Here is a 26,435-nt window from a genome sequence, read left to right on the forward strand (position 1 = left end):
ATGACCAAATAGAATGTCCTTACTGCCACAGTAAAGGCAACTGGAGCCATTAAAAAAAGAGGTGCTAGCACCTCTTTTTTTAATACTTATAATTTAATACTAAGCAGTCATATTTATAATAACTAGAATAATAAATCTCATCTTGTGCCAGCTGAACAATTTCTTGTAATATTTTATCTAGTGACCATTTATTCATACTCAGGTTAGAGAATATAATATTTCTTTCTCTCATTTTATCCTTACTAAACTGTTTTTTTAAGTTGTCCCAATCCTGCTTAGTCTCTACTCGGTAAACACCTTCTAAAATGGTAGGTGTATTAATTGAAAGTAAGGCATTATTATTTGCCTTTGGATATTTTGTTTTATCCCATATATGGCTAAGTTCCATATAGCTATCTTTTTCATTAATATAATTATAATATTGTCCTATATGATTACTATCTTGGTCCCCCCATGTAAGATCTACATGATAATAGTTACCTCCAAGTTTTACCAAGTTCCAAGCGTGTGGTATACCGTCCGCCATTCCTTCAACAATTTGAGTAGGAATTCCTACACTATTTAAAAAATACATTAAACTTTTTGCATATCCATCACATACTGCTACTGTATCAATAAGCGCGCCACTCATCATATGTTCTGTTTTTGCTTTATTGGTTCCATATGTAATTTTTCTTGCTAAGTAATCAACTAACTTCCATTCACGTTCTACTTCTGTCATTTTAGATGTAATCTGACTTGAAATAGTATTATTAATCATCTTATCTACTTGAACAGAATCCTTAGTAAGCCTGCTTTTATCTTGTACACCATATTCTAGTTTTAAAACGACTTTCGGATTGCGCTCACCATAAACAGTGAGCTTATACTGGCTATAATACAATTTAGGATACTTCATTACCAATGTATCTAATTGATTAGAAAATAGGTTTTTCATAGTATCTATAGTATATTTTCCATTTTCAAATCTAAAAGTCATTTCTTCTTGATACGTGTCTAGGCCATATTTTAAAATTTCTTCTAATTGACTATTCTTTTCAATATACCATACTTGATTGACTTTTGGTGCAGGTATAGTAAAACAAGTAATTTGTATTTCTCCGCTTTTATCTTTCTGTGTTACATAGTAAGTTCCTGGCAAAGTAACATTTGTTGATGTTGTAATAGGAGCTGCCAAACTTCCATCTCTAGAAAGAAAAGTTTCTTTATCTCCTACCTGTATTGTATATGTATTTACATTCCCCACATTTTTCAACACATTGGCTTTAACTTGTACTGCTAAACTACAAACTAGAATCATAAGTATACCTATTAATCTTAGTCCATAATGCTTTTTCAATACTTCGCCTCCTAATCACCTTAAATCCGAAGGCTCTATTTGACTACTCGGATACGCCCTCTTGAGTCCGCTTGTCCTCCTTTAACAGGATATGCTTCACCTTCTATATTTATTACAACATAATCTGCATCATAATAATACCCAAGCGTTTGCACTAAACTTGCTAGTACACCCTTTTGTTCTCTTGCATTATAATTTAAATCTACAAATTCTCCACTTAATTCTACATATAGGCAATTCTCATCATCCTTAAAGGTTTTCTCAATCGTCACACCATTTGATAGCGTTGTTACATACTCTGAGTCTACTACTCTTTTTAGTAAATCCGTTAAAAAATGTTTAGGTTCCTCATTGGTCATTATAGCTACTTTTTCCTTAATAAGTTCTAGCACACCCGTTTCTTTTTTAGCTATATAAAGAGATACCGTTTCTTCTTGAGCTTTATTATTTTCTATTTGATTAAGTTCAAATTCCTGAACGCCATTATCATTTTCATACTTAGCATATATAAGTCCTACTTTTTCCCCATAAACCTCTGTTATTTTGTAATCATCATGTAGTGTTGTAACCTCAATACCCTTTTGCTCTCCTAATGGTGTGTCATACTTCTTATCTACTTTAGTAATCGTACGTATTGCACCATCCGAAAGCACCCAACTATTTCCAGCTATAAGTGGCAGTTTGAGCACTGTGTTTTTATATTGTCTCAGTGTAGTATAATTTTCTTTAATAGCTACATCTTCTACAGATGCCACTTCATAGATTGCATCTTCTTCCTCAACATAAACTTTTGTTACACTTTTATCTCCATATAAAAATTTAATTTGCATAACATCATTATTTATAAACTCTACCCAACTTGAAAGTGATTTATGTTTTTCATTACTTTCATAAGTCCATATTGTATCTTTAATAACAGGTAAATAAGTATCTAGTGATACACTTGGTTTTTGAGGTAAGTCTGCAATTTCTTCTTCTACTAAGATGTCACTAGGTTCTTGCTTTTTAACATAGTTAAATCCTAGACCTATTACAAGTACTGCACAAAGTACAGGAATAACTACTCGTTTCTTTAGTTGCATATTTACACTCCTTTCATCAAGAATGATACCCTTTCTCTTTCATATTACCTAAAAATACGTCTAAAAGCTAGCTTTTTATCGTATAAAACCTTTTTGTTTCTCTATATTAAAGTTTCCTTCCTCGTCCATTTCAACAGTATACATCATTTCTACTTTATAATCTTTAATCCATTCTTTCCCATATACCCTTAATTTACCAACTACTGTGACTACGTTTTCTTCTTGCATTTCTCTATTTTTAACTTTTCGCACTGAAAAATCAAGTAACTCTCGTTCTACACTGTCTCCACCTATTGGTAGAAAAGCCTTTTCTCCATTCTTATAGATGTAGTCATTGACAAAACAGATTAAACTTTGTAAATAATACATATTGTTAATTTCTTCTGTAGCTTGCTTAAGATTATTATAATACGTATTCTCCATAGTATTATTCCATTTATCTAACACCTCTGATTGACTCATTTCCCAACTATTTGTTACTTTTAACATACTAATTAATACATCTTCTTTAACTTGTTCAATCTCTCCTACTAGCATCTCTAATCCAAAGGGCATCATATAAAGTTCATCTTGAGGCGTTCTTTGTAAAATCATATAATAACGATATAAGTCTACTTTTTCTTTGCTATTTACACCGACACTTTCCACTTTTACAAGGTAACGATCATGTCCATCCGCTTCTAACAATGTCATTCTAGAATCAATTAAAGCTACTTTTCCCTTATAGGTTTCTTCAAGTATATTTTCGGCAAATCTAAAGAGTCGCTCTTCATCTATAGTTTCTTGGATGGAGTCACTGATATATTCTTCGTATTCCTCATTACTTTTTGTCATAGCGTACTGCCTAATACCATAAACACATCCGATAATAATCAATACACATAATGTCATGATAAGTAGTATAATCTGTATATGTTTTTTTATCTTCATATCAATGTCTCCTTCCCTCTTATCTTTTAACCTAATGCCTTTTCTATGGCTAGCTTCATATTATTAATTTCTCTACGTTTAAAAACATTTACTAATCCTAAGCCTACCAATATAGCTACTATACTAATATCTGTCACAAGACCTCCTACAAAAAATAGAAGAAATACTACTGTAAATATTCCTGCTATTAAGTATGGCTTTTTAGATTTTGACCACATAACGGGTACGGTATAACGATTGTTCCTAAGCTTTATAAGATACACATACCAATCTGTCTCAACAAACGTTTCCCCTTTATTATTTTGACCTATGTTAAGAACTGTATCATCTTCAAGATTCTTTTTTAATCTCTTTAAAATTTCTTGTTGATTCATGTCTTCTGTAAGATAATAGTTTATCATATAGTCCCCTCTTCTTTTGTATCTATAATGCCTTATTATGACGAATAAATTTTAACACAATATTAATTTTTAATAGATTCTATGAAAAAAAGATAGCAATCTATACAATTGCTATCTTCCTAGACACTTTATTCACTTCAATTTCTTATCCAATAAGGTGTGGATGATCAAGTTTAAACTTAAGGACACTATGTTGATTTTCTAATTGTTCAAGCTTAACAAGTGTTTCTTCATAAGCCAACTCACTTTGATCATATTGTAATTGTGAAATCATCCCTTTTTCAAGGTAAATCTTGTTTACTGCTAATTCTTTCTCTTTAAGAACTAAATCTGAAACATAAATTTCATGTTGTTGTTCTAGCTGTTTAATATTCACATAAATTTCGCGAATAGCTTTTTCTAAATTTTCTTTTGTTAGCTGTTTTGAATCTCTTGCAATTTCACGATTAGCACGCATTGTTATTACTTGAATATAGTCATAAGTCATTATTGGTGTTTCTTCAGCTACTCTTAAGTCTTCAGTCGCTTTCCAAAGATCAATATGTTTTTCTGCTTGACTACTTGCAAATGCGTTTAAACTAGCAACCTCTTTATAAGGTTCATAAACTACATTTGGATCTTCTAACTTATACCTACTCATCGTTACACCCACCATATTACCTAGTTGAGTGTACTTTAAATCCAGTTGCTGTTCTAGATCTGCCTTACTTTGTAATGTTTGTTGATAGGCTAAATCTTGTTGTTGCATATAAAGGTCACTTTTAAGCCCTTTATCTTTTTCTATCTGATTTTTTAAGTTCTGTTTTTCTAGAAGCGCAATGTTACTATTTAACATTTCTAACTGTCTTTCACTTAACAAGATATCTTCATAAAGTGATGTAACACTTAGTGTAATTTGATCTTTTATAACTTCTTGCTGCTTTCTTGTATATGTAGCTTGTACGTTTTGTGCATCATAAGCATAGTATCCACCTTGTAGATAAGCCATATCAGCATTTTCTTTATCCAAGTCGCCCTTTTTTTCTGTTATTTTAAGTTGGAGGCTTTTGGACTGTGCTTGTTTAATAGCATTATCTAAAGAAAGTACTTTTGCTTCTTCAACGTCTTTTGCATAAGTCAGACTACCCGCTTGCACCATCAAAGTAGCACCTAACAAGCATGCTAGCATTTTTCTTGTATCCATCTTTTCACCCCTTTTGTTCAATTTTAATCTTTTTTATTTCTATTCATAACGTAAAGCTTCTACTGGATCTAACCTTGAAGCTTGTTTTGCAGGATATACCCCAAAGATAATTCCTATGGCACTAGAAGTACCCACTGCAAAAGTAATCATACCTGGTGTTAGAACAACATTTAAGCCAAAAGCTCCTCCTAAAGCTGCTGCACCTACATAACCTAGTATCATTCCTATTATACCACCTAGTACGGTTAAAATAATAGCTTCCACTAAGAATTGTCTCATAATTTCACCATTACTTGCTCCTACAGCTTTACGAATACCAATCTCTCTTGTACGTTCTTTAACTGTTACCAACATAATATTCATAATACCAATTCCACCTACTAATAATGAAATGGCAGCAACAAAACTAATAAATCCTGTGACAATACTCATAACCATATCTAATTGGCCAATCATACTTGTAGCACTTTGTGTGGTATAGCCATTTTTTACATTATGACGTTTATCTAAAAACCTTCCTACTTGGTAGGCTACTTCATTTGGATCATACCCTTCTTCTGTCATAAATGCTGCGCAATAACTACGTAAATCTCCAAAGTTAGTAATTTGATCCATAGTTGCAAAAGGTAAGTAAATAATAATAGGCATCATATCTTCTGGCATTCCTGGGAAAGTCATCTGTTCTGCAAGTCCAATAATTTCAAAGCTATGCTTTTCACCCGCTATATTTAGTTCTACAGTTTCACCAATAGCATCCTTAGCATTGTTCGATCCCATAACAGCTTTTGCATAGGTTTCTGATACAACACATACATTTGTTTTTGCAGCTTCCTCTTTCGCCGTAAACATACGTCCATCAACAATAGTAAGTTTTTGTACAACATCCATATTATAAGGTACACCTGCAAACATAACCCACTTATCTTCATCTTTATAATCTTTAATTACATCTGACCAATTCTCTGTATAGAGTATGGCTTCTTTAACTTCTTTCATTTCTCCTATAGCTTCTAAGTCATCTTGATTAATCATATATTCTGGTGACCAGTTATTCACCTGAATCATAACAGAACCCTTACCAACATCTTTAAAGGTACTCATCATCATATCTTTGACACCAGCACCGACACCTAAAACCATAATAACCGAACCTATCCCAATAAACATGCCAAGCATAGTGAGAAACGTACGCATTTTATTACCTAGAAGCTGATTAATCGCACTTTTAATACATTCTATGAGATTCATTTTAATCCTCCCACATCAAGTCTTTGTTGTTGAAGTTGTTCATCTTGAGTCAGCTTTCCATCTTTAAACACTACTTTACGTTTTGTATAAGCTGCAATCTCAGGTTCATGAGTAACCATAACAATGGTAGCCCCCTCATCATTTAGCTCCTGGAAAATTCGCATGATTTCTTCGCTCGATCTACTATCTAGATTCCCTGTTGGTTCATCTGCAAAAATAATAGAAGGGCTATTAACAAGTGCACGTGCAATCGCAACTCTTTGCTTTTGTCCACCAGAAATTTCATTAGGCTTATGTTTTACACGGTCACCTAAGCCTACACGTTCTAATGCTTTATAAGCTCTTTCACGTCTTTCCTTAGGCTTAATTCCTGCATACATAAGAGGTACTTCTACATTTTCCAAAATAGTAAGTTTAGGCAATAAATTAAATGCCTGGAAGACAAAGCCAATCTTCTCATTACGAATTTTAGAGAAATCTTTATCCTTTAATTCTGATACATTAACACCATCTAATATGTAGCCACCTTCTGTCGCTTGATCTAAGCATCCTAATATCGAAAGAAATGTAGTTTTCCCTGAACCTGAAGGTCCCATAATAGAGACAAATTCTCCTGCCTCAACTTTAAAATCTACATCAAATAGAGCTTGTAATTCTAAGTTACCATTTTTGTAGACTTTATTCATTTTATCAATCTGGATCATACTTACTCACCTACTTCTTCAAGAGGTAAATAACTTACACTCATTCCATCTGTAAGTGCTTCTGTAGGGTTAGTTACAATAAGATCACCTGCATTTACATCACTTACTTGTACATATTGATTATCTGCTGCCCCTTGTTTAACAATACGCTTTGATAGCATATTATCAGTACCTACTACAAATAAATAGTTTTCATCTTCTTTATCTGTCATTGTTGCAAGTAATGGTACTGCTACAACACCTTTTACATCTGATGTAATAATCTTTAAGTCCACTGTAAGACCTTCTTTTAGCCCATTAGCATTCTCTAAAGTAACTTCAATAGGAATAGCTGTACTTACTGCACTTTTATCTTGAACAGCCTTTTGAACAGCTACTGGAGATACCATAGAAACAGTTCCTTGCGTTTCTACTGTTGTAGAACCATTATACTTCACATTCACTTGAAGACCCGTTTCTAATTGTGCTGCATAATATGGAGAAATCTCAGCTTTTACAATAAGTTTATCTGGATTAATAATTGTTACAAGTTCTGCTCCTGGTGCTACAAAGCCACCTTCTTGTGCTGTTACTTTTGAGACAACACCTTCCATTGGTGCTACAACTTGTTCTTTCACTTTTGAGATTTGATCTAATAAGCTTTCTTTTTGAAGCTCTAAAGAAGCAATTTCATTTTGTTTCATTAAAATATTTTGTGCTTTTGTTTCATCATGTACTTTATTTTCAAGTAAATCTAAGTTATATTGTGCATTAGCTTTTTGCATATTAGCTGTTTCAATATTTTTTTCTGAAGATGCTATTTTACTTTCAATAGATGTTACTTGTTCTTTAGCATTTAATAAAACTTTTTCCGCATCATCTAACTCTTTTTGTGCAGCTAAACCTTCATCAAATAAAGTTTTTGTTACATTATGATTTTTTTCCGCTTGTTCTACATCTTTCTTTGCAAGTGTAAGAGAAGTTTCTAGTTGACGAATACTTTCTTCTAAATCTGTAAGATTTTTGTCTATCGTTGCAAGTTCTGTTTGACTTTGCATAATAGCTTGCTTACTTCCACCTTGAAGTTGACCAAGAGCAATACGAGCTGTCTCCATTTGAAGTTCTAACTTTTCTAAATCTCTTTGCAAGTTTTCTTTTGTTTCTATATCATAAGTTAAGAGCACATCGCCTTGCTTTACATAGTCTCCTACTTCTACTTTTATTGTTTCTACTTTTGTACTCGCTTCAGCAAATACAACCTCACTTTTTTCTGCTTTTACAGTTCCTGTAGATGAAATTTTAGTTTGAATATCACGTGTCATTGCACGGTCTACATTAACAAATGTCCCTTTAGGATCACCAGCCAAAGCTACAGCTTGATTCCCCCCCTTTAGCATACCTGCTACTAAAAAGACCCCAATAACTACAACTACTATAATAGCAGTTAACTTCTTCTTACTTTTCATAATTGCCTCCCTGTCTCCTACAATATTATATTGCGTATAATATCATAATATAGTTTTTAATATAAGAATTGTCAAACACTTTTTTATTGATATGTATAATATTTCAACTATGAAAAATTTATCATATTCATATTAAAATAGTATGAATTATTATTCATATATTTTATTCATACAACCCTACCTCTAATTAAAAAACCTTTCCCTTCTTTTCATTATACCCTCCTTATGATCTCTAAATTTATTACCGATCTATTTTTAAGCCTATAAGCATCTTTTTTATAAATTATCTATTAATATTCCAATTATTATACTAACATTTAAATATTAATTTACACACAATATAATTCTTAAGTTTTTTTAATAATTAAACTCTAAAATTCTAATCAATATGTACATACGTTTGTAAAGCATAGAAGTTGGAAGTAAATTATTTTAATTGTATATTTTAACAGTTTGCCTTATAATATAAGCCATAACTTTTATTCGAAACGAGGTGTTCCTTATGTATGCAAAATTAGTTCAAGATGCACGCGAAAATATAAAAGATGTTGTTATCAAAACTCCTCTTTTACATAGTCCTGTCTTCTCTAATTTAAGCGGCAATGAAGTCTATTTAAAATGTGAAAATCTCCAAGTAACTGGTGCTTATAAAATTCGTGGTGCTCTGAATAAAATTAGAAGCCTTTCTGAAGAAGAAAAAGAAAAAGGCGTTGTATGTTCATCTGCTGGTAACCATGCTCAAGGTGTAGCTTATGCAGCTACTTTAAGCCATGTAAACTCAACAATCGTTATGCCAGAAACAACACCTTATCTAAAAGTTCAGTCTACTAAAGATTTTGGTGGTAATGTAGTACTTCATGGTAGTTGTTATGATGATGCTTTCCAGGAAGCTTCTCGTATTGAAAAAGAAAATGGTGCAACGTTCCTTCACCCTTTCAATGACCCTGATGTAATCTATGGCCAAGGTACAGTAGGTCTTGAAATCTTAGAAGAAATTCCAAACCTAGATGTTATTCTTTGCCCAATCGGTGGTGGTGGCCTTATTAGTGGAGTTGCTCTTTATGCAAAATCTATTAATCCAAATATTAAAGTAATTGGGGTTCAAGCTGAAGGCGCCAATGCTATGTACCGTAGCTTCAAATCTGGCACACTTACTTCTCTTGATAAAGTGGATACAATTGCTGAAGGTATTGCCGTAAAAACACCAGGTTCACTTACCTTCTCTTACATAAGAGACTATGTAGATGATATTATTACTGTTAAAGATAGTACAATTGTAGATAGCTTACTCATCTTAACAGAAAAACATAAACTTCTTGCTGAAACTTCTGGTGCTGCTTCTCTTGCCGCACTTAAGAAACTTAACTTTAAAGGCAAAAAAGTAGCTGCAATCATTAGTGGCGGTAACATTGATATGTTAACACTTTCTGCACTCATTAGAAGTGGACTCGTATCTCGTGGACGTCTTTTCTGCTTCACCATCGAGCTTCCTAATACACCAGGCGAGCTTCTTGAGGTCTCTAAGATTCTAAGTAGCATTAATGCTAATGTAGTTAATCTTGATCACAACCAATTTAAAGCACGTAATCGTTTTAAAAATGTACTTCTTGAAGTTACAGTTGAAACAAATGGCCCAGAACATATTCACCTCATCAAAAATACATTTGAAGAATGTGGCTATTTCATTACACAACTTTATTAAGCATTTTCAATGCCCTTTAATAGGGCATTTTTTATTTATAATTTCCCTAAGGTCTTCATGCAATATTGAACGACCAATAACAAAAAAAGGAACTGATACATTTATCCATGCATCAGTTCCTTTTCATTTACTTACTATATTACTTACGCTTGATAAGCAACAACTTGATTTGGTTTTACATCAAGAGCATTCGCTTCATCAGTATCAATGTGTAATTCTAATGTAAAACTTTCATGTACGCGTACTAATACGTCATGTAAAGTTCCTTTTCTTTCACCATCAAAGTCAAGTGAAATAAGTTGTTTATCACAAAGTCCAAACGCTTTAGCTTCTTCATTTGACATATGTACATGACGTTTTGCCACAATACAACCTTTATCTAATGTTACTTGCCCTTTGGGACCGATAAGTGTTACCCCTGGTGTCGCAGCAATATCACCTGAATCTCTAAGAGGTGCTTGCACTTTTAAGAACATTGCATCTGTTTTTGATACTTCTATTTGTGTTTCACTTCTAAGTGGTCCTAGAATACGTACATTTTCTAGCTGACGTCCATTTGATCCTACAACTGTTACACGTTCATCTGCTGCATATTGTCCACCCATTAAAGTTTTAATTGGATGAAGCTCAGCCCCTTCTCCAAATAAAACCTCTAAGTCTTCTTTACAAAGATGAATATGTCTAGCAGAAATGCCTACTGGAATCTCAATTTTTTTCATTGCTTTCCTCCTGATGTCTTTAAGGCCCTATATAAATATATAGGACCTTTCTATTTTATCTATTATTTTGTTAATCAAGCTATAAAAATTAAGCTACAAAGCTTTTAAGAACAGTTAAGTTTCCTTTGATTTCATAAGTACCTGTTGTAGCTGGAATTAAAAAACTATCGCCAAGTTTGATTTCTGCTTCAAAATCATCTGCTACTAAAGTACCTTCACCTTCTACACATGTGTAAATGAAGAATTTTTCTTCATTACTTGTGTCTTTTAAGCTATCTTCTACAACATGTTTTTCTACTGTGAAAAACTCACCTTCGCAAAGTAATGTTTCGTTGATCGCACCTTCTGGAAGAAGTGTAAAATCAGTTACTTCCATCGCTTTATCTAAGTGCATTTCACGTCCACGGTTGTAGTCATATACACGGTATGTAATATCACTACTTTGTTGGATTTCTGCAATGATTACACCAGGTCCAATAGCATGGATTAATCCACTTGGAATGTAGAAGAAATCACCCTTTTTAACTGGGATAGAGTTAAGGAATCTATCAAGTGTCCCTTCTAATGCTGCTGCCTTGAATGCATCTTTATCAGTTGTTGTTGTACCAATAACAAGCTCAGCACCTTCTTTAGCATCCATTACATACCAACATTCTGTTTTACCAAATTGATTTTCTACACGTCTTGCATATTCATCACCTGGGTGAACTTGAACTGAAAGGCTATCACATGAATTGATAAGCTTTACAAGAAGAGGAAACTCTTTACCTGCACATTTTGTACCTACTAATTCAGCACCTAATGTTTCTACAAGCTCTAATAAAGTTTTACCAGCATATTCACCTTGTTTTACAACACTCATACCTGCTGTATGTGCAGATACATCCCAGCTTTCGCCAATTACGCCTTCTGGCATATCATTTCTGTAGTTTTCTAAATCACGTCCGCCCCAAATACGTTCTACGTATACAGGATTAAATACTAATGGTTTCATTGTATGTCTCCTTTTATGTCTTTTAATAAAGTTTAGTGTGCAAGTGCAGCAATCGCTGTACCGATTAAGTTAAGGTCTTCCCCTTGAATGAATTCATAGTAATGACCATGTTCTTTAGTTAAATGAGATCTCATATAGAAATCTAATTTTTGTCTATAGTCTTTAAGTTTGTAGAATGTTGTACCTTCACCTACAATAGCAACTGGTCTTGCTTGGTCACGACCTGCACCTGTTTTTAAGATACATGCTGAAAGTTTAATTGCAGAGATTTTAGCTGCACGTTCAATCATTGCATCAATAAGTTCATACATAAGTGTACAATCTGTTGCTTCTTCAATACATTGTACAAGTACATTTTCACTGTTATGAGGATGTGCTACAAATAAGCTTACATCGATAAGCTCTAAGTTTTCTAAAGCCATAACTTTTTCGTTGCAACCTGTAGAGAAAATGCCTTCTTTAGCTGCACCTTTTAAAACTTCTTGTACTAATGGTCCTAAGTATCTACCACTGATCATTTTTTCTAATTGATAATCTCCAGGATTGTTAGAAGATTCATCTAACACTTTGTCCATTGCACCACGTGGTAACTTGTTGTATGCGCCTGACTCTGTATTAATAATCATTGTATCATCTTGAGCATCTGTAATTTTAGTAATTTTACTTGAATCTTCGATATAGCAAAGATTTGTGCCTGTCCCAAAGATAAATCCAATATAACCATCAAAGTTACGTTCACTTGTAATCCCTTTACCACCAAGTAAAGTTGCTACTGTATCATTTAAAATTGCTACATTACGATCTTTACCATCAACTTCTTTAAGACCTTCTACTAAGTTTGCACCAATCATTTCACCTACTACTTCTGGTGCTTTAACTTCTTTAGACCATCTTAAAAGAAGACCATCTTTATCTTTATTAATTTGAGTTGGATAAGAGAAGCAGAATCCGATTTCTGTAGATTTTGCTGCTACGTCTTTTGTATAATCAACTAACGTGCCAAAGAATTCTTGTTTACTAAGTTCACGTTCAATGCCAGGCATTCTTGTTTTTGAAAAGTCGCTAATGCTTGGTTTCATATTATCATCAAAGCTTACTAGCCCTACTCTAAAGTTTGTTCCTCCTGCATCAATAACAACAGCTGGTACATTTGTATCAATGTTATTCTTTACAGAAAGGTATGTTGGAATCATATCAAGGCTACTACCTTCTTGAGATAAACCTTTTTCCATTTCAGCAATAAACTTTTGGCATTCTGTTTCAAAATTAAGATCGCCATAGTACATGCCGTGTTGACTTAAAAATTGTGTAATAATTGTCTTTGACATATTCGTTTCCTTTCTCTCATTAAATCTACGATTATATTATCTATTTTATCATATCATGTCCTAAGCTTATCGTTAAGTGTAAATTAATATAATTTATAGTATTTTTTTATATACCATATTTTATCTGATATTTATGTCTCTCTTTTATTGCTTTTTAAAGTGCAAAAATGTATAATTGACACGTTGATAATATTTTGTCAACTACTACATATTATAGAACCGATTTATGGAGACTTAGGTGATGAATAGTAAGATTAAAAGTGTACTATCTATTTTATTTGGAACACTACTTATGTCTATTGCAATCAATGGCATACTTGTTCCTAATCACATGTTAAGTGGAGGGATTAGCGGAATTTCTCTCTTCCTGCATTTTCTTTTTGGCTGGAATTTAAGTATCATGAATGTTATATTTAATATTCCGCTCTTTATACTGGCTTTTATCTTTTTAAAAAAGCAATTTATTTATTTTAGTTTACTTGGTATGATAAGCCTTTCCTTATGGTTAGAAGTAACCTCCGGGATTGTTATTCCTACCAATAGCCCACTTACTATCATTCTAGTTGCTGGTCTTCTAAATGGCGTAGGTATGGGTATTATTTTCCGCAATGAAGCTTCTGTAGGTGGAACAGATATTATCGCTAAAATTGTTAATAAATTTTTCTCTATTAGTATGGGAAATGTGATTCTTGCTATTAATATGTTGATTATGCTTACTGCCATTTTCACATTTGGCCTAGATATTGCCATTTTAACTGCAGCAAGTATGTTTATCAGCAGCCAAACAACAAATTATGTTGTAGATGGCCTTAATCGTAGGCGTACAGTCTCTATTATTACCTCACCAGATGTCGGTCAAGAAATTGCACAAGATATTATGGATAAAATGCATCGTGGTGTAACTATTGTACCAGCCATTGGTGGTTATACCCATCAAAACAAATATATTCTTTATGCAAACGTTAACTTACGTGAAGTTGCTAAAGTTAAAAATATCGTTTCAAGCCATGACCCACATGCTTTTGTTACTGTATCTGATGTAGCTCAAGTAATAGGTAATGGACGTGGTTTCCTACCACTAGAACAAAATACATAAATAAAAGAGGAAGTGATCATCACTTCCTCTTTTATTATTCTCCAAATACTTCTTTATAATCCTTTTGGAATTTGATAATGCCTTCGGTAGTTAAAGGATGCTTGGTCATTTGCTCAATAACACCATAAGGTACTGTAGCAATATGTGCCCCTGCAAGTGCGCATTGTGTGACATGTATTGGGTTACGCACACTCGCTGCAATAATCTCTGTCTCTAATTTATAATTATCAAAAATGGTTACGATATTACGAATTAGATCAATCCCTGATTCTGAAATATCGTCTAAACGACCTAAGAATGGGCTCACATATGTTGCACCTGCACGTGCAGCAAGTAGTGCTTGATTAGCTGAAAAGATCAATGTAACATTTGTCTTAATTCCTTCTTTAGAAAGGACTTTTGTTGCTTTTAACCCTTCTAAAGTCATTGGAATTTTCACCACCATATTAGGGTGAATCTTAGCAATTTCACGCCCTTCATTGATCATCTCTTCTGCAGTTTCACTTGTTGCTTTTACTTCTCCACTAATAGGTCCATCAACTATTGTTGTAATTTCTTTAATGACTTCAAAGAAATCTCTTCCCTCTTTTGCAATAAGAGAAGGATTTGTTGTTACACCACAAATAACACCTAAGCTTTCAGCTTTTTTGATATCTTCTACTTTAGCTGTATCAATAAAGAATTTCATGCGCTCATCCCCTATACAATTTCTTTAAATAATGTTTTTACAGTAGGATAAATCTTTGCAAACTTCTTATACTGTGCATCATATTTTGCGACTAATGCTTCATCAGGTTCTACTGTATTAATAATTTTTACAATCTGCTCAGCTGCTTCTTCTACATTTTTGTATACACCACAACCTACCATTGCAAGCATAGCACCACCTAATGCTGGGCCTTCTTCGCTTTCAATCTGATCCACTTTTACATTAAGAACATTGGCTATAATCTGTCTCCATAATGAGCTTTTTGCACCACCACCACAGATTTTTGTACGTTCAATTTGAATCCCTAAACTTTTTGCTACTTCAAAAGAATCACGAAGTGCAAAGGCAACGCCTTCTAATACGGCTTGTGTCATTTCCTCACGTGTCGTATCCATAGTCATACCAATAAATGTACCTCTAGCATCTGGATCATTATGTGGTGAACGTTCTCCCATAAGATAAGGAAGGAAGAATACTTTATTCTCACCCAACTTATTTATTTTTTGTTGCTCACCTATATAATCTTTATCTTTTACAATATCATCCATCCACCATTTATTACATGAAGCTGCACTAAGCATACACCCCATTAAGTGATAGTGACCATCTGCATGAGCAAAAGCATGAAGTGCGTTATGTGGATCTACACCAAACTGGCCACTTGATATAAAAATAGTACCTGATGTGCCAAGTGAAATGTTACACATACCATTTCCTACAGTCCCTGTTCCAACAGCTGCTGCTGCATTATCACCAGCTCCAGCTATCACTTTAACATGACTATTTAAGCCAAGCTCTGTTGCAATCTCTTCTTTTAAAGTACCTACTACTTCATAACTTTCAAAAAGTGTTGCAAGTTGATCTTCTTTAATACCACAAATCTCTATCATTTCTTTAGACCAACATTTATTTTCTACATCTAGTAGTAACATACCTGATGCATCTGAAACATCCGTACAATGTACACCTGTAAGTTTGTACGCAATGTAATCTTTAGGAAGCATAATTTTGTTAATACGATTAAAATTCTCAGGTTCTTTATTTTTCACCCATAAAATCTTTGGAGCAGTAAACCCTGTAAATGCAATATTTGCTGTATACTTAGATAAGTTTTCTTGACCAATTACTTCATTTAAGTAGTTACATTCTTCCCAAGTACGCCCATCATTCCATAAAAGTGCTGGACGGATTACTTCATCCGATTCATCTAAGATTACAAGTCCATGCATCTGCCCACCAAAGCTGATGCCGTCTATCTCATCTTTGTCTACATTCGTAATAAGTTCTTTGATCCCTACTACAACTTGTTCCCACCACTCTTCTGGCTTTTGTTCTGACCACCCTGAGTTTGGAAAGTAAATAGGATATTCTTTAGAGACTACATTTTTAATGGTTCCTTTTTCATCTGTCAGCAGTAATTTTACTGCTGACGTTCCTAAATCAATACCGATATAGAGCATACGCTACCTCCTTATTATCCCATGAATGGATTTTCTGTTTTATAACGCATACCTTTTGGCTGATTAAAGCCAATTTCTTCTGTTTCAACACCAATGTATTTGAATACTTCATAAAGTGTTTTGCCAAAGTGACCGAATGCTACTGCACCATGATGTGGGTAGTTCCCTTCAATAAGTACATGACGGTAGAATCTTGCCATTTCTGGAATTGCAAAGATACCAATTGCTCCAAATGAACGTGTTGCAACTGGAAGCACTTCACCTTGTGCAATATAAGCTCTAAGTTTCGCATCTGCAGTACTTTGTAATCTAAAGAATGTAATATCTCCTGGTACGATATCCCCTTCTAAAGTTCCTTGTGTTACTTCTTCTGGAAGAGATCTTGCCATAATCATTTGATATTTCATTGAACAGAATGAAAGTTTACTTGCTGCTGTATTCCCACAGTGGAAGCCCATAAATGTATCTCTTAATGTATACTCATGCTTGCCTTTAATATCTTCTTCATATAAGTCTTGTGGTACTGTGTTATTAATATCTAGTAAAGTTACAGTGTCTTCACTTACAACAGTTCCAATAAATTCACTAAGTGCCCCGTAAATATCAACTTCACAAGATACAGGAATACCCATTGCTGTTAAACGGCTATTTACATAGCATGGTACGAAGCCAAATTGTGTTTGGAATGCTGGCCAACATTTACCTGCAATAGCTACATACTCTCTTGATCCTTTATGTGCTTCAACCCAGTCTAATAAAGTAATTTCATATTGAGCAAGTTTAGGAAGGATTTCTGGTTTCATGTTCCCTTTACCTAGCTCTTCTTCCATACTTTTTACGACTTCTGGAATACGAGGGTCATCTTTATGTTTGTTGAAGGCTTCAAATAAATCAAGCTCTGAGTTCTCTTCGATTTCTACACCTAAATTGTAAAGTTGCTTAATTGGTGCATTACATGCTAAGAAATCTTGTGGTCTTGGACCAAAGCTAATGATTTTTAATCCTTGTAAACCAATGATTGCACGTGCCATAGGTGCAAACTCATGAATCATATCTGCACACTGAGTGGCTGTACCTACTGGATACTCAGGGATATAAGCTTTAATGTTACGTAATTTTAAATTGTAACTTGCATTAAGCATACCACAGTATGCATCCCCTCTACCTTGAACCAAGTTGCTACCTGTCTCTTCTGCTGCTGCTACAAACATTACTGGACCATCGAATTTTTGAGCAAGTAATGTTTCTGGTGTTTCTGGCCCAAAGTTACCTAAATATACAACTAACGCATTACATCCTGCATCTTGAACTTCTTTTAATGCTTGTAACATATGTACTTCATTTTCAATACAAGTTGGGCATTCAAAAATCTCACTGTATTTTTCTGTATATGCTTTTACTACTGCCTCTCTTCTTGTTACTGATAAACTCATTGGGAAACAATCTCTACTTACTGCTACAATTCCTAATTTTAAAACTGGCATATTACTCATTTTTATTCCTCCTCTTATTTAACCTCTATATTTTTGCCTAATAATCCAACAAAAGCCCCTTTGATTCCTGCATCTTTATGAGCGATGAGCCATTTGTTTTTTGCAGCTAACAAACGGTCTTCCCCTACTTCTCTTTCACAATCATCAAGTGCTAAGTTAGTATGTTTAGGTAATATAACAATGCATTTAAAGCCTAATTCATCCACACTACAAGGTGCATAATGTAATGTTGTTCCATACATTTCTACAACTGTACCCGCTGGAACATAGAAAGCTTCCACAAGACTTGTATCATAGGTATAATCTTCACTGATATCTTGCTGACTTCCAAGTAGTAAAACCATATCCGTTACAGCAACATTGATTTCAGAATTTCTATGATACTCTAGAGCATTAAGCAAATGATTGTGCCCATTGCAGTAACCTATTTGGATTGGTAACTCACCAAATAATTTACTTTGAATTTCTTGTGCAATAGGTAACGCTTCTAATGCATTCACAGAAGGTTCATAGATAACACCATCTGGCACATCTACTTCATTCATCACTTCTAGTAATGACGAAACTTCTTGTACGCTTGTAATGATTCTTCCATACTTTTTAAAACTTGGTTCACTCACTTGCTTTACTTTCATGGATCTCATCCTCTCTACTTTGTGCACGTGCACAGTTTAATATAAAAAAATAAGTTTCTCAAACTTAAATATAATATTTAAGCTGTTAAATATTATATTTAAATTTGATCTGGGTTTTTGTTAAGTATGCTATAGTATCTGGCGACTGCCCTGTCATCAAAAAATCAAACATGATTTTTGTAGCCTCATATCCTTGTACATAAGGTTCTTGACATATAGTTGCTGCAATATTTCCTTCTAAAAGATTCTTTTTAACACTTTCAATCGTATCCACTGTTATAAGCATCACTTTCTTTAATAGCCCTAAGTCTTCTACTGCTTTTAGTCCACCTTCTATACCACCAGCTGCAAAAAATATTCCTGTAAGTTCTGGATGTTCTTCTAACATTTGTTTTGTTGCAAGGTAAGACTTAATATCTGTGTCATCATTTTCATAGACACCTATGATTTCAATAGGATACTGTTCTTGTTGTATAGCTTGCTTAAAACCTTCAATCCTCATGTTATGCCCTAGTATTAATTTATTACCTGTTATAATACCTATTTTATGCCTTCTCCCTGTAATACCGAAGATATTAGCAGCTACATATCCAGCTTGTAAGTAATCACTACCTACATAGCATAATTTTGTAACATCTGGTATATCCGTATTGACTGTGACAATCGGTATATTCAGTTCATTCAACCTGTTAGCAATACGCTCACTATTTATCGGTGATAAAATAAGTCCTGCTATATCTTCTGCAACAAGTTCATCTATCCTTTTTAACTGTTCTTCAATATCGTAACAATGAGTTGTTCTTAGTAAAGTCTCAAATCCAAAGTCTACAATTTCTTTATCTTTCGCTTCTACACCTAAAATCACATCTTTGTAAAAAGGGTTATCATGAGCATTTAAAATCACACCAATCTTCTTATTCGTACTCTTTTTAGCTAAGCCTTTTGCTACTAAGTTAGGTTTATAATCCAGTTGCTCTACGATTTTTCGTATTCTGTCTTCCACCTCCTTTTTTACACCGCCGCGATTATTAATGACACGGTCTACCGTTCCTCTAGACACCCCTGCCATCTCTGCTATCTGTTTTACTGTTACTGCCATTTACTCATTTCTCCTTCTATTTTGTGCACGTGCACAATACCTATTTTTAACATATCATATTTTATTTATACTTTCAATCTTTTTCCGATTTATTATTTAAGTATTTAAAATAACTACAAATATCAGCCTTTGCTCTTGTATACTTTTAACAATCTTTAATCCTTCTTCACTTTTTACGACGGATTTTCCCTTCTGATTTGTATATATAGGATGTAAAGGTTAAATCTCAAGTACTTTGGCGGCCACCTACTTGTAGTTTTCCTTTTACTGCTAAGGAAATGGATAAGCTTTAGGATTCCTCCCTCTTACCTATTGTTAAGCTTTTTCCCTAGTAAAACTTAATCTATAGTAGTCTGTGGCAAGCCTATAGATTAGGGATAGTACTGCTTATCTTAAGTTTTGTAGCATATTATTATGTTCAGCTCAATATATAGGCATCTATAACTGATGGGACAAACCTTGACACTTCTTCTGTACTATAGGCACTACCATTATTCTTAGCCAATATGTCTATTACCCTATTCCTATTTTCTAAGACACATGTCAATGCTATAGGGACAAGATCCGTTCATAGTATAATCTGATTGTTATAACTTCCTATACCTATCTGTGAATATTCTTTGCTGCAAACTTCACAAGCTACTTTGCCACAAAACAACAAACTCACTTAAGTAGATCTCATTTTTAAGAGGGAGAGATTACTTAGGTGGGCTTGTTGTATTTATATTACATCTTAAATTTGTTATATCATTCTTCAACAGACTAAAAGCTATCTCTTTATAGTGAGATAGCTTCCTTTAACTCTAAAATCGCTTTTGTAAATAATTCTGGCTGGTCTATCATTGTTGCATGCCCAGCTGCCGGAATACTTTTAAATTTTTTGTAAGGTGCTTCAATCTTTTCAAAATATGCCTTCGCTAATGAATAAGGTGTTTGCCAGTCTTCTTCTCCCATTATATAAATAACAGGCACTTTATATTCTGTACTATATCTTTCTAAGTCATATTCATCATATAAGAATGGCCACAACTTTCTGTAGTTCTTCCCTATATCACTTGTAAAACTCATTCCTTCTTTAATGCTCATATAAGGACTTAAAAATACTGTACTCACTAACTTTAAATCCGGCCCCATAGCTAGATTATATTTTTGTTGGATCTGACGTACTTGCATTAGCCTTTTTAGTTCTTCTTGCGTATATTGAAGTGCTGGATAAGGTTCTAACGACTTTAATTTTTCAATATGCTTTGTTGCACCTTGTGCTTTAGCACATGCCATCACTTTATTAAATCCCACTTGTTCATTTTTTCTAAAACTTACAACCTGCCCTACGCCAATATATCCACTTACATATTGAGGATATTTCTTTACAAATAGGGTACCAAGTACACTTCCCCAAGAGTGACCTAAAATAATAACCTTTTCTTTTCCTAGTTTCTGAGTTAAGTATCTGACTACTTCTAATGTATCAGCTAACATCTGTGTTATTGTAGCTGTATTTGCTACTTCTTCAGGATTATTGGCTTTAAGTGTCTTACCAGTATTTCTTTGATCCCACTGCACAACTGTAAAGTCCTTCTCCCAACCAAATTGAAAATCAGGTATAAAGGGCATCATCGAACTTCCTGGTCCACCATGTAAAAAAAGGATAACTGGGTTCTTTTTATTTTCTCCTCTAATATAAAGATACTGCCAAATTCCCCCGATTTTCCTCTTTTCCATCTGTTCGATACCATTGGGTGATTTTATTGCATATTGCTTTCGTCTGCTTGATTTTAATAACATCTTTCTCACCCTCATTTTATTTTTAGTATACGCTTTCATTTTAAGTTTACAAAGCTATTTCCACTTTTACATAAGCTCAAATTTAATCGTACTTGCTTCTTCATATAAACTAATCATAGTAATAATCTTATATTCATCACTTAATACTACATCTTTTTCTGATTTAGCACCCATTATAAAAGGTACTCCCATGGCACGGAATACATATATTCTAGCGCTTTCACCTGTTAACTGATCATAATGTTCTTTAATAAATCGCATCAATGTCTGACATTCTGGCAAGGTTAACTCACCACCAGCCAACTTATCTTTTAAGATTTTAATACTTACAACTTGATCCATTTCAACAATTTCTTTTGCCATCATAATATCTTTGTACATTTGTATAGCCTGTTCTGTTAAAACATGCTTCTTAATCAAACGTTCTAAGTCTATATTACTTTCTTCTATATCTGCACTAAACATTTTAGCTAAATCATCTAAAGAAGCTTCATCCTTCATATTCACTATCATTTCTATACGATCTAAGATTTTCTTTCTAGGAAAGAATGTTTCTTGACCTGTAGAAACGGATTTTTTAATAAACCATTCTTCTGGGATAATATTTTTTCTTTTCCATCTATAAAGCTGCCCATAGGAAATACCTGTTTCAATTAATAAATCCTTTTTTGAAATAAGTTCGTCTTCCATTTTTGATCACCCTTTTCTCACGCTGTAATTTGTACAATTTCTCCTACTTTTGAACATGGGTCAACTGAAATAAAAGTAGTATACTCTACTTTATCAATGATGCAATCTGGACCGATTTCTACATGTTCACCTCTTATAACACCTACTTCTGCTGTATCAATACGAATTCGGTCACCTTCAATAACTTGGGCAATTAACTTACCTTTTTTACCATCAAAGTCCATCTTAACAGCAAAATTAAACCATTTTTTGAATCCTACTTCATCGCTCGCTACTACTTTTTTTCCAATTTCAATTGTGCTTGCACCTATTTCTTCTACCTGACATGGTCCTAATAATTGAATCGTTACTTTCTCACTATTAATACGTCCAGCACCTTCTAATCCACCTCGTAATAAGAAGTATTCTGCCTCAAGATCTTCTTCTAAATGTAACATACCATATACTTTGCAGTGGTCTGCCTTAATACTTCCTCTTATTTCAGCAGCTCCCATAAGCTTCATCGTTTTCCCTTCCAAATTACCTGTAATCTCAAAAGCACCTGCTGTTTTCATCTCTTGAAAGTAAATATTCCCTTGTGCTGATGCAGCGCCTGCACTACTAAATTTCTGGCATGTAATATTCCCCTCTAATTCTCCACTTCCTAATATGCGAATCTTATTATATTGTCCTTCTATGCACTTTCCATCACCCATAATACGTACATCACCTGAAGCCATATTATTTCCTCCTTAATTTTTAACCACATCTATTACTTCTGCTTTATCGCTGATTTCAATAGTTTCTCTATATTCCACTTGCTGCACTCTACAACCAGGCCCAATCACTACACGATCACCTCGTACCATCTTTACGTCAGCATTCTCCATGTAGATGTCATCGCCTTCAACTACATTTCCAGTAATTACACTTGTTCCACCAGTAAACATCCCAAATAACTTAAAGAAATAAGGCCTAGAACTTTCATTATAACCATTAATAGATATTTTACTTGCTCCCATTTCATTAAAGGTACAGCTTCCATTTCCTGTACGGCATTCAATACGGATTTTTTCTGCATTAATTGTTCCATAATTCTTAATGGCCCCTTCAATGTTCACTTCTTCAGCTTCTATATTTTTACCTGTAGTTAATACCCCTGATGCTGTAACCTTCTCACATTTAATATCACCTTCAATAGTTGTTGCACCAGAACTTACAAGTAAGCCACCTCTCATATCTCCTCCGATTTTACATGAACCACTTACCTTTACTTCTTTTGCTTCTACATCTCCTGTTACTTTCCCCGCACCTGAACATCCAAACTTATCACATATTACATTGCCGTGTACCTTGGCTGAACCAGACCCTGAAAAACGAATACATTTTAAATCACCATTTATTTTTCCTGCACCACTGATTGATACAGCATCAAATTGTCCTCCTGGATAACTTCCAGCACCACTAATTTGTAAATCTCTATTACCCATTTTCATTCACTCCCTAAGTTGTAATTTTATTTAAAATATTAAAACTCATTTAGAATTATATTAACTTATTACTTTATAAACTAAGAATAACACAACATTGTTTCACTGTAAAGAGTTTTTTGTAACATTGTTTTACTTGTTTGTTTTATACTTTATTTTCTTCACTTATAAAACAGTTAAATTTCTATTAGACATTTAATTTTCCTATATAAAAAGCCCCCATACTATAACATATATCATTGTTATAGTATGGGGGCTTTGTGTAAAGTTCTCTATTTACATTAGGCTTCTATTTGTATTTGAAGTTCTCCATCCTTATAATCTACTAAAAATGTAGAGAATGGTTCTACGTCATTAGCAATAAGCATACGTCCAATCAACGTTTCCACTTTACGTTGTAAGAAACGTTTAAGTGGTCTTGCTCCAAACACTGGATCAAATCCTTGATCTGCAATATATGCTGCTGCTTCATGAGTTAGGCGAACACTTAGTTGTCTATCTGAAAGACGTTTATTTAAGTCTTTTACAAGTAAGTCTACAATCTCTATAATTTGTTCTTTCATAAGTGGTTTATAAATAACTATATCATCAAGACGATTTAAGAATTCTGGTCTAAAATGCATCTTCAAACGGTTATTAACGCCTTCTTCTACTTCTTGTGTAATCTCACCTGTTTCAGTAATTCCTTCTAATATAAGATCAGAACCAATATTAGAAGTTAAGATGATAATTGTATTTTTAAAGTCTACTGTACGTCCTTTTGAATCTGTAATACGTCCATCATCTAACACTTGTAAAAGTACATTGAATACATCTGGATGCGCTTTTTCCACTTCATCAAATAGGATAACAGCATAAGGTTTACGTCTTACAGCCTCTGTAAGCTGACCACCTTCTTCATAACCAACATATCCTGGAGGTGCTCCAATAAGTCTTGCCACTGCATGTTTTTCCATATACTCACTCATATCAATACGGATCATTGCACTCTCATCATCAAATAAAGATTCTGCTAATGCCTTTGCAAGTTCCGTTTTACCAACACCTGTTGGTCCTAAGAATAGGAATGAACCTATTGGTCTACGTGGATCTTTAATCCCCGCTCTTGCACGAATAATCGCATCACTTACTTTAGATACTGCTTCTTCTTGCCCAATCACACGTTTATGAATAATTTCTTCTAAGCGAAGTAATTTGTGGCGCTCACCTTCCATAAGCTTTGTTACAGGAATTCTAGTCCATCTTGAAATAATCTTAGCAATCTCTTCTTCATTGACTTTATCACGAAGAAGTCCTGCTTCACCGAGTGCATGTACTTTTGCTTCTGCTTCTTTTAGTTTTGTTTCTAGTCCAGGGATAATACCATATTTGTATTCAGCTACTTTATTTAAGTCATATTCTCTTTCATACTTTTGCATCATAGCTGTTGCTTGCTCTATCTCTTCTTTTGTATTTCTTACAGAAGTAATGAGTTCTTTTTCATTTTCCCATTTAACACGCATTGCATTAAATTTATCTTTAAGCTCTGCTAATTCTTTTCTTGTTTCTTTTAAGCTTTCTTTTGAAACAGCGTCATCTTCCTTTTTAAGTGCTGCTTCTGCAATTTCAAGTTGCATCACTTTACGTGCGATTTCATCGAGTTCTGTAGGCATAGAATCTATTTCTGTACGGAGCATCGCACAAGCTTCATCGACCAAGTCAATAGCCTTATCTGGCAAGAAACGATCTGAGATATAACGATCTGAAAGAGTTGCTGCTGCAATAAGAGCATTATCTTGAATTTGCACACCATGATAAATCTCATAACGTTCTTTAAGTCCACGTAAAATAGCAATGGTATCTTCTACTGTAGGTTCACTCACCGTAACAGGTTGGAAACGACGTTCAAGCGCTGCATCCTTCTCAATATATTGACGATGTTCATTAAGTGTTGTTGCACCAATACAGTGAAGCTCACCACGTGCAAGCATTGGTTTTAATAAGTTGCCTGCATCCATAGATCCTTCTGTTTTCCCTGCACCAACAATATTATGAATTTCATCAATGAAAAGAATAATACGTCCTTCACTTTTCTTAATCTCCTCTAATACTGCTTTAAGCCTTTCTTCAAACTCTCCCCTAAATTTAGCACCTGCAATAAGTGCACCCATATCAAGAGAAAAGATTGTTTTATCTTTAAGGCTTTCTGGTACGTCACCATTTAGAATACGCTGTGCTAAGCCTTCTGCAATAGCTGTTTTACCAACTCCTGGTTCTCCAATAAGGACTGGATTGTTTTTTGTTTTACGAGAAAGGATACGAATGACATTACGAATTTCACTGTCACGTCCAATAACAGGATCTAGCTTTCCATCTCGTGCACGTTGTACTAAATCATAACCATATTTGCTAAGTACATCATAAGTGCCTTCTGGCATATCGCTGGTTACACGACTTGCACCACGTACTTGTTTAAGCACTTCACCGAAGTTTTTCTTATTAATATTATAAGCACGTAAAAGGTTTCCTACTTCATAGTTAGCAGTCTCAATAAGTGCAAGCATAATATGTTCAACCGAAATATATTCATCTTGCATCTTATCTGCTAACTTCTCACTTTTTACAAGCATTTTATCTACGTCTTGAGATACATAGATTTTATCTGCTTCACGACCAGGTCCAGAGACGCTAGGCTTTTTGTTAATAGCTGAAATAACAGCTGATTTTACAGCACTTACTTCTATATTCATTTTTGTTAATAAACTTGGTATAAGCCCATCTTCTTGATCTAAAAGCGCATATAAAATGTGTTCTTGATCGACGGCATTATTTTGATGGCTAATAGCTGCACTTTGTGCATCATTTAAAGCTTCTAAAGATTTTTGAGTAAATTTTTGCATATTCATACTGTTACCTCCTCAATATGCTTAATGTCTAGATTGTTA

23 protein-coding genes are annotated in these 26,435 nt (G+C 34.0%); 2 read left to right on the forward strand and 21 right to left on the reverse strand.

The window, feature by feature from the left end:
- Positions 1-79 precede the first annotated feature (79 nt).
- The 8 genes from BN2390_RS10285 to BN2390_RS10320 all read right to left on the reverse strand — a co-directional run bounded on the left by BN2390_RS10285 (position 80) and on the right by BN2390_RS10320 (position 8,332).
- On the reverse strand, positions 80-1,339 hold the full coding sequence (locus BN2390_RS10285; protein ID WP_053984269.1) for a transglutaminase domain-containing protein: 1,260 nt from the start codon (positions 1,337-1,339) through the stop codon (positions 80-82).
- A 35-nt stretch (positions 1,340-1,374) separates the two neighbouring features.
- Entirely contained in the window at positions 1,375-2,421 is a 1,047-nt protein-coding gene (locus BN2390_RS10290) for a GerMN domain-containing protein (RefSeq protein ID WP_053984270.1), read from the reverse strand.
- Positions 2,422-2,496: 75 nt separating this feature from the next.
- The gene (locus tag BN2390_RS10295) at positions 2,497-3,351 is read right to left on the reverse strand and encodes a hypothetical protein (protein WP_053984271.1); all 855 of its coding nucleotides are present in this window, start codon (positions 3,349-3,351) and stop codon (positions 2,497-2,499) included.
- Between the two features lie 26 nt (positions 3,352-3,377).
- Positions 3,378-3,752 carry a hypothetical protein gene (locus BN2390_RS10300; protein WP_053984272.1) on the reverse strand — a complete coding sequence of 125 codons (375 nt, stop codon included), beginning with the start codon at positions 3,750-3,752 and terminating at the stop codon, positions 3,378-3,380.
- A gap of 145 nt (positions 3,753-3,897) precedes the next feature.
- On the reverse strand, positions 3,898-4,935 hold the full coding sequence (locus tag BN2390_RS10305) for a TolC family protein (protein ID WP_053984273.1): 1,038 nt from the start codon (positions 4,933-4,935) through the stop codon (positions 3,898-3,900).
- A gap of 39 nt (positions 4,936-4,974) precedes the next feature.
- Positions 4,975-6,183: an ABC transporter permease gene (locus BN2390_RS10310; protein WP_053984274.1), complete on the reverse strand. Its 1,209-nt coding sequence runs from the start codon at positions 6,181-6,183 to the stop codon at positions 4,975-4,977.
- Complete coding sequence (locus BN2390_RS10315; RefSeq protein ID WP_053984275.1) at positions 6,180-6,887, reverse strand: ABC transporter ATP-binding protein; 708 nt, start codon at positions 6,885-6,887, stop codon at positions 6,180-6,182. The genes BN2390_RS10310 and BN2390_RS10315 overlap by 4 nt, the downstream gene beginning before the upstream one ends.
- A 2-nt stretch (positions 6,888-6,889) precedes the next feature.
- Positions 6,890-8,332, reverse strand: coding sequence for an efflux RND transporter periplasmic adaptor subunit (locus BN2390_RS10320; protein ID WP_053984276.1), 1,443 nt, complete (start codon positions 8,330-8,332; stop codon positions 6,890-6,892).
- Between the two features lie 502 nt (positions 8,333-8,834).
- Between BN2390_RS10320 and ilvA the strand changes: the two genes are divergently transcribed.
- On the forward strand, positions 8,835-10,034 hold the full coding sequence (ilvA, locus tag BN2390_RS10325; protein WP_053984277.1) for a threonine ammonia-lyase: 1,200 nt from the start codon (positions 8,835-8,837) through the stop codon (positions 10,032-10,034).
- Between the two features lie 143 nt (positions 10,035-10,177).
- Here ilvA and BN2390_RS10330 read toward each other — a convergent pair whose 3' ends face one another.
- The 3 genes from BN2390_RS10330 to BN2390_RS10340 form a co-directional block, all read right to left on the reverse strand.
- Positions 10,178-10,753, reverse strand: a complete 576-nt coding sequence (locus BN2390_RS10330) for a phosphate propanoyltransferase (protein ID WP_082238729.1) — start codon at positions 10,751-10,753, stop codon at positions 10,178-10,180.
- An 88-nt stretch (positions 10,754-10,841) separates the two neighbouring features.
- Positions 10,842-11,747 carry a type I phosphomannose isomerase catalytic subunit gene (locus BN2390_RS10335; protein WP_053984279.1) on the reverse strand — a complete coding sequence of 302 codons (906 nt, stop codon included), beginning with the start codon at positions 11,745-11,747 and terminating at the stop codon, positions 10,842-10,844.
- A gap of 32 nt (positions 11,748-11,779) precedes the next feature.
- Entirely contained in the window at positions 11,780-13,075 is a 1,296-nt protein-coding gene (locus tag BN2390_RS10340; protein ID WP_053984280.1) for a hexokinase family protein, read from the reverse strand.
- 241 nt (positions 13,076-13,316) lie between these two features.
- Between BN2390_RS10340 and BN2390_RS10345 the strand changes: the two genes are divergently transcribed.
- Positions 13,317-14,171, forward strand: a complete 855-nt coding sequence (locus BN2390_RS10345) for a YitT family protein (protein WP_154668818.1) — start codon at positions 13,317-13,319, stop codon at positions 14,169-14,171.
- Positions 14,172-14,205: 34 nt separating this feature from the next.
- Here the strand turns inward: BN2390_RS10345 and fsa are convergent, their stop codons facing one another.
- The 10 genes from fsa to clpB form a co-directional block, all read right to left on the reverse strand.
- Positions 14,206-14,859, reverse strand: a complete 654-nt coding sequence (fsa, locus tag BN2390_RS10350) for a fructose-6-phosphate aldolase (RefSeq protein WP_053984282.1) — start codon at positions 14,857-14,859, stop codon at positions 14,206-14,208.
- An 11-nt stretch (positions 14,860-14,870) separates the two neighbouring features.
- Entirely contained in the window at positions 14,871-16,340 is a 1,470-nt protein-coding gene (gene xylB / locus BN2390_RS10355; protein WP_053984283.1) for a xylulokinase, read from the reverse strand.
- 14 nt (positions 16,341-16,354) lie between these two features.
- Positions 16,355-17,833: an L-fucose/L-arabinose isomerase family protein gene (locus BN2390_RS10360; protein ID WP_053984284.1), complete on the reverse strand. Its 1,479-nt coding sequence runs from the start codon at positions 17,831-17,833 to the stop codon at positions 16,355-16,357.
- A gap of 14 nt (positions 17,834-17,847) precedes the next feature.
- On the reverse strand, positions 17,848-18,468 hold the full coding sequence (locus BN2390_RS10365; protein WP_053984285.1) for a DUF4867 family protein: 621 nt from the start codon (positions 18,466-18,468) through the stop codon (positions 17,848-17,850).
- A gap of 85 nt (positions 18,469-18,553) precedes the next feature.
- Positions 18,554-19,567, reverse strand: coding sequence for a LacI family DNA-binding transcriptional regulator (locus tag BN2390_RS10370; RefSeq protein ID WP_053984286.1), 1,014 nt, complete (start codon positions 19,565-19,567; stop codon positions 18,554-18,556).
- A gap of 777 nt (positions 19,568-20,344) precedes the next feature.
- Positions 20,345-21,352, reverse strand: a complete 1,008-nt coding sequence (locus tag BN2390_RS10375; RefSeq protein WP_198524901.1) for an alpha/beta fold hydrolase — start codon at positions 21,350-21,352, stop codon at positions 20,345-20,347.
- A 66-nt stretch (positions 21,353-21,418) separates the two neighbouring features.
- Entirely contained in the window at positions 21,419-22,042 is a 624-nt protein-coding gene (locus BN2390_RS10380) for a DUF4004 family protein (RefSeq protein WP_053984288.1), read from the reverse strand.
- A 17-nt stretch (positions 22,043-22,059) separates the two neighbouring features.
- Positions 22,060-22,761 carry a hypothetical protein gene (locus tag BN2390_RS10385; protein ID WP_053984289.1) on the reverse strand — a complete coding sequence of 234 codons (702 nt, stop codon included), beginning with the start codon at positions 22,759-22,761 and terminating at the stop codon, positions 22,060-22,062.
- A gap of 12 nt (positions 22,762-22,773) precedes the next feature.
- On the reverse strand, positions 22,774-23,511 hold the full coding sequence (locus tag BN2390_RS10390) for a hypothetical protein (protein WP_053984290.1): 738 nt from the start codon (positions 23,509-23,511) through the stop codon (positions 22,774-22,776).
- 281 nt (positions 23,512-23,792) lie between these two features.
- Positions 23,793-26,396 carry an ATP-dependent chaperone ClpB gene (gene clpB / locus BN2390_RS10395; RefSeq protein WP_053984291.1) on the reverse strand — a complete coding sequence of 868 codons (2,604 nt, stop codon included), beginning with the start codon at positions 26,394-26,396 and terminating at the stop codon, positions 23,793-23,795.
- Positions 26,397-26,435: the final 39 nt, after the last annotated feature.

The organism is Niameybacter massiliensis, from assembly GCF_001282685.1.
Taxonomy (GTDB): domain Bacteria; phylum Bacillota; class Clostridia; order Lachnospirales; family Cellulosilyticaceae; genus Holtiella; species Holtiella tumoricola.

Excerpts from the sequence above, each read along its gene's own strand:
- BN2390_RS10390 (WP_053984290.1), bottom strand. The coding sequence starts at position 23,511 with ATGGGTAATAGAGATTTACAAATTAGTGGTGCTGGAAGTTATCCAGGA.
- BN2390_RS10380 (WP_053984288.1), bottom strand. The coding sequence starts at position 22,042 with ATGGAAGACGAACTTATTTCAAAAAAGGATTTATTAATTGAAACAGGT.
- BN2390_RS10330 (WP_082238729.1), bottom strand. The coding sequence starts at position 10,753 with ATGAAAAAAATTGAGATTCCAGTAGGCATTTCTGCTAGACATATTCAT.
- BN2390_RS10340 (WP_053984280.1), bottom strand. The coding sequence starts at position 13,075 with ATGTCAAAGACAATTATTACACAATTTTTAAGTCAACACGGCATGTAC.
- fsa (WP_053984282.1), bottom strand. The coding sequence starts at position 14,859 with ATGAAATTCTTTATTGATACAGCTAAAGTAGAAGATATCAAAAAAGCT.
- ilvA (WP_053984277.1), top strand. The coding sequence starts at position 8,835 with ATGTATGCAAAATTAGTTCAAGATGCACGCGAAAATATAAAAGATGTT.
- BN2390_RS10360 (WP_053984284.1), bottom strand. The coding sequence starts at position 17,833 with ATGAGTAATATGCCAGTTTTAAAATTAGGAATTGTAGCAGTAAGTAGA.
- BN2390_RS10310 (WP_053984274.1), bottom strand. The coding sequence starts at position 6,183 with ATGAATCTCATAGAATGTATTAAAAGTGCGATTAATCAGCTTCTAGGT.
- clpB (WP_053984291.1), bottom strand. The coding sequence starts at position 26,396 with ATGAATATGCAAAAATTTACTCAAAAATCTTTAGAAGCTTTAAATGAT.
- BN2390_RS10315 (WP_053984275.1), bottom strand. The coding sequence starts at position 6,887 with ATGATCCAGATTGATAAAATGAATAAAGTCTACAAAAATGGTAACTTA.
- BN2390_RS10290 (WP_053984270.1), bottom strand. The coding sequence starts at position 2,421 with ATGCAACTAAAGAAACGAGTAGTTATTCCTGTACTTTGTGCAGTACTT.
- BN2390_RS10300 (WP_053984272.1), bottom strand. The coding sequence starts at position 3,752 with ATGATAAACTATTATCTTACAGAAGACATGAATCAACAAGAAATTTTA.
- BN2390_RS10375 (WP_198524901.1), bottom strand. The coding sequence starts at position 21,352 with ATGTTATTAAAATCAAGCAGACGAAAGCAATATGCAATAAAATCACCC.
- BN2390_RS10370 (WP_053984286.1), bottom strand. The coding sequence starts at position 19,567 with ATGGCAGTAACAGTAAAACAGATAGCAGAGATGGCAGGGGTGTCTAGA.
- xylB (WP_053984283.1), bottom strand. The coding sequence starts at position 16,340 with ATGCTCTATATCGGTATTGATTTAGGAACGTCAGCAGTAAAATTACTG.
- BN2390_RS10365 (WP_053984285.1), bottom strand. The coding sequence starts at position 18,468 with ATGAAAGTAAAGCAAGTGAGTGAACCAAGTTTTAAAAAGTATGGAAGA.
- BN2390_RS10295 (WP_053984271.1), bottom strand. The coding sequence starts at position 3,351 with ATGAAGATAAAAAAACATATACAGATTATACTACTTATCATGACATTA.
- BN2390_RS10345 (WP_154668818.1), top strand. The coding sequence starts at position 13,317 with ATGAATAGTAAGATTAAAAGTGTACTATCTATTTTATTTGGAACACTA.
- BN2390_RS10335 (WP_053984279.1), bottom strand. The coding sequence starts at position 11,747 with ATGAAACCATTAGTATTTAATCCTGTATACGTAGAACGTATTTGGGGC.
- BN2390_RS10320 (WP_053984276.1), bottom strand. The coding sequence starts at position 8,332 with ATGAAAAGTAAGAAGAAGTTAACTGCTATTATAGTAGTTGTAGTTATT.
- BN2390_RS10305 (WP_053984273.1), bottom strand. The coding sequence starts at position 4,935 with ATGGATACAAGAAAAATGCTAGCATGCTTGTTAGGTGCTACTTTGATG.
- BN2390_RS10385 (WP_053984289.1), bottom strand. The coding sequence starts at position 22,761 with ATGGCTTCAGGTGATGTACGTATTATGGGTGATGGAAAGTGCATAGAA.